The organism is Massilia sp. KIM (assembly GCF_002007115.1).
Classification (GTDB): domain Bacteria; phylum Pseudomonadota; class Gammaproteobacteria; order Burkholderiales; family Burkholderiaceae_D; genus Telluria.
This window is the reverse complement of sequence record NZ_MVAD01000010.1, coordinates 1-3,646: the sequence shown is the minus strand read 5'-3', so window position 1 is coordinate 3,646 and position 3,646 is coordinate 1. Positions and strand designations below refer to the sequence as shown.

The following is a 3,646-nucleotide window of genomic DNA, read 5'->3' as shown; positions in this document are numbered from 1 at the left end:
CAGAGCCGTAGCGCAAACCGCTGCGACTCATACAAGTTATGCCTGATGACCATAGCAAGTCGGTCCCACCCCTTCCCATCCCGAACAGGACCGTGAAACGACTTTGCGCCGATGATAGTGCTGCAACCAGTGTGAAAGTAGGTTATCGTCAGGCTAGTTATAAGAAAAAGCCCGCTCAGTGATCTGAGCGGGCTTTTTTGCTTTCTGCGCTGCCTTTTATACTGCAGGTCTACGACGTACTGGTGGATACGAATTTCAACCACAGCGTCCAATAGCGTAAGATTTCCGGCACACCTGATTGGAGGGAACCCGCCTTGAACGTCTACCTCGCCGTGCTCGACACCTTGGCCGACTGGGAAGTCGGTTACCTCACCGCCGAACTGCACAGCCGCCGCTTCTTCGCCGACCCGTCCATCGACTTCAGCCTCCAGAAGGTCGGCCTCTCGCGCGATGCCGTCACAAGCATGGGCGGCATTACTTACACGCCCGATCTCTCTCTCGACGAGCTCCAGTTGCAGAGCGACGACTTGCTCGTGCTTCCCGGTTCCAACCTCTGGACCACGCCAGCCGCGCGGCCCTTCCTCGAGCGTGCCGGCGACGCCCTCGACCAGGGTAATCAGGTGGCCGCGATCTGCGGCGCGACCATCGGCCTGGCGACGATCGGCGCACTCGATCAGCGTCGCCATACCAGCGACAATCTCGACTTCCTTAAACAGGTCTGTCCGACCTATCGCGGCGAAGCACATTTCAGGGACAAGCCGGCGGTGCGCGGCGCCAATCTCATCACCGCAACCGGCCTTGCCCCGCTCGAGTTCACTTACGAGATATTGAAGATGCTGAAGGTCTGGCGCCCGGAAACCGCCAGGGCCTGGTATCGGCTGCACAAGACGCGCCAATCACGCTGGTACGAGGAGCTTGTCGCTTCGATGCAGCCTTCCGGCTAGCCTCTCGCACATGGGGCAGCACAAAAAATAAAAGCCTCGGCTATCCGCCGAGGCTTTGTTCAACTGGCTGTCATGGCCAGTCCCAGCCGTTGAGCACCGCGGCACGGTAGGAAGCGGGCTGATGCGCTCGCGTTTCCTGTTGCGCCGTGGCCGCCGGTGCCATGTACGGCTGGGCTAACACTCGTCACCCTCTTCGCTCCCCCCGATCACCGGAACTTCGGGTTGGCGAGTGTCGCCCATTCTGTGTTTCTGTGCGTCGGCAGGTGCCGACGTGTCTACGACCGCCTTGAGCCTATGTGGTTCCTGGGATTGGGACTTGCAGCGGTTCTCATTGAAATCAAGATTAACCGTCAGCAAGCGAGCTCATCTGTACGCGGTTTCACATACGGGCCAGCGAGGGAGCATTCTCTTCAACGCGACTGCCTGTGCGCTCTGTGTGGGATCAAGAACCATAGCGTCGCAAGCAGGGTCAGCGTTCCGACCGAGGCGCCTATGCTGACCGGCATGCGCGCGGGCATGCCTTCGGTCGCCAAGTAGATCACCGTGAACATGTCGAGCGCCAGGCCGAGCGCAAGCGGGCAAAGCGCGCCCCGTATCATCCGCGAGGTGAAGCGCAGCATGTTCTCCGTGACATGCCCACGACAGGTCCGATAGTAGATGGCCGGCGTCATAACCATCGCCACCGCGACAATGACCATCACCAGGGCCAGGATGTGACAAGCCTTCGCGTGAGCCGCAAGGTCCTCGAATCTGTCGTTGAACACTGCGATGGTCTGGAAGCCGAACAGGGCCTGGACTCCGGGTAGGATGACCCGGGCTTCCTCGATGATGTTGCGCATCTCCGAATCGATGCGTTCGGTTTTTGTAGACTCACTTTGCATACCTGAACAGTACGCGTAAAGCTGAGTACCTTCAATGCGCGCACGCTTGAAACCGCGGTGGAGCACGTGGACCGGATTGCAGATGACAGGACGCCGGCAATGGCAAGCCCGAGCCGTGGGCATGCCGCAATAGAAGCCTGGCCACCCGCCACATAATGCCGGCTAGCGCTTCCGCACTTGAATCCTGGCATATCGTCTCGATTGTTCTCGGGTGATGGCGGATTTTGAAGGGGATAAGCATGGACGAGAACAGCCAACAGATCATGCAGGTAGAGGGAGGGCGTCCCGTCAGGATGTGGACCGAGGGTGTGCCGGTCGAAGAGGCTGCCAGGCAGCAGCTCGCCAACACGGCGCGCATGCCCTTCATCTACCACCACATTGCGGTCATGCCCGATGTGCACCTCGGCAAAGGCTCGACGATCGGCAGCGTGATCCCGACCCTGGGCGCCGTCATTCCGGCTGCGGTCGGCGTGGATATCGGCTGCGGCATGATGGCCGCAAAGACGACGCTCACCGCTAACGATCTGCCCGATAATCTCTCCCGCCTGCGCAGCGCGATCGAGCGCGCCGTTCCTCATGGCATGTCACCGAAGACACGCGGGCATCGCGGACGCGACGTGGGCTCCTGGGAAGCGCCGCCGGCGTCGGTCGACACCGCGTGGATGAAGCTCAAGGATGAATTCGACCGCATTTGCCAGAAAGCGCCGTCGCTGAGAAACACGAACAATTACCGTCACCTGGGGACCTTGGGGAGCGGTAATCACTTCGTCGAGGTCTGCCTGGACGAAGTGGGATTCGTCTGGTTCATGCTGCACTCGGGTTCACGCGGCGTCGGCAATGCCATCGGCACCCATTTCATCGAGCTCGCAAAAAAGGACATGCGCAGCCACCTGGCGAACTTGCCCGATCAGGATCTCGCCTACCTGAGCGAGGGCACGCAGCACTACGACGATTACGTCGAAGCCGTGAGCTGGGCCCAGAAGTTCGCGCGCATGAATCGCGAGGTGATGATGCAGAACCTGATCGCGGCCGTGCGCACCGTAATCACCAAGCCCTTCGAGACGCACGTGGAAGCGGTCAACTGTCACCACAATTACGTACAGAAGGAGCGGCATTTCGGCAAGGACGTGCTGGTCACACGCAAGGGTGCGGTGTCCGCGAGGGAAGGGGAGCTTGGGATCATTCCGGGCTCCATGGGCGCGAAGAGTTTTATCGTGCGCGGCAAGGGTAATCCGGAGAGCTTCCATAGCTGCAGCCACGGCGCGGGCCGCACCATGAGCCGGACCGAAGCGAAGCGCCGGTTCACGGTGGCGGACCAGGAGCGCGCGACCGAGGGTGTCGAGTGCCGCAAGGACGCGAACGTGATCGACGAGATCCCGATGGCCTACAAGGACATCGATGCCGTCATGCATGCGCAACGCGACCTGGTCGAGGTCGTGCACACGCTGAAACAGGTTGTCTGCGTGAAGGGGTGATCCCGCGCGGGTGCCCCTTGCGTTGGTCCCGGCGTATTTGCTATAGTGCGCGTCCGCTTCGGCAAGGGCAGGAAATCGTTAACGTAATCAAGTGGTTACGATGACAAGCTCAGCAGAAATATCTGCGACGAAGCAAAAACAGGATTGACGAAGATCGCGAAACACTGCATAATCTCGTTCCTCTGCTGCTGACGAACACAACGCTTCGTCGACAACGCGGCAAGACAGAATCCGAAGTTCTTTAACAATCAACAGTCGATAAGTGTGGGCGTTTGATGAAGGTGCCAGTGACTTCGGTCATTGATTACTTAAATTATCAAATGTTCACAAAAAATACGAACCTTCT

3 protein-coding genes and 1 rRNA gene are annotated in these 3,646 nt (G+C 59.4%); 3 read left to right on the top strand and 1 reads right to left on the bottom strand.

Going from position 1 to position 3,646, the window contains the following annotated elements:
- The first annotated feature begins 41 nt into the window (after window positions 1-41).
- A 5S ribosomal RNA gene (gene rrf, locus B0920_RS25240) occupies window positions 42-154 on the top strand.
- Window positions 155-314: 160 nt separating this feature from the next.
- Window positions 315-944 (top strand): DJ-1/PfpI family protein, encoded by a 630-nt coding sequence (locus B0920_RS25235; RefSeq protein ID WP_078035461.1) that lies wholly within the window; start codon window positions 315-317, stop codon window positions 942-944.
- Between the two features lie 410 nt (window positions 945-1,354).
- Here B0920_RS25235 and B0920_RS25230 read toward each other — a convergent pair whose 3' ends face one another.
- The gene (locus B0920_RS25230) at window positions 1,355-1,825 is read right to left on the bottom strand and encodes a DUF6328 family protein (RefSeq protein WP_078035460.1); all 471 of its coding nucleotides are present in this window, start codon (window positions 1,823-1,825) and stop codon (window positions 1,355-1,357) included.
- Window positions 1,826-2,064: 239 nt separating this feature from the next.
- Here B0920_RS25230 and B0920_RS25225 point away from each other — a divergent pair, with 239 nt between their 5' ends.
- Window positions 2,065-3,300: an RtcB family protein gene (locus tag B0920_RS25225; protein WP_078035459.1), complete on the top strand. Its 1,236-nt coding sequence runs from the start codon at window positions 2,065-2,067 to the stop codon at window positions 3,298-3,300.
- The last annotated feature ends 346 nt before the right edge of the window (window positions 3,301-3,646 follow it).

Excerpts from the sequence above, each read along its gene's own strand:
- B0920_RS25225 (WP_078035459.1), top strand. The coding sequence starts at position 2,065 with ATGGACGAGAACAGCCAACAGATCATGCAGGTAGAGGGAGGGCGTCCC.
- B0920_RS25230 (WP_078035460.1), bottom strand. The coding sequence starts at position 1,825 with ATGCAAAGTGAGTCTACAAAAACCGAACGCATCGATTCGGAGATGCGC.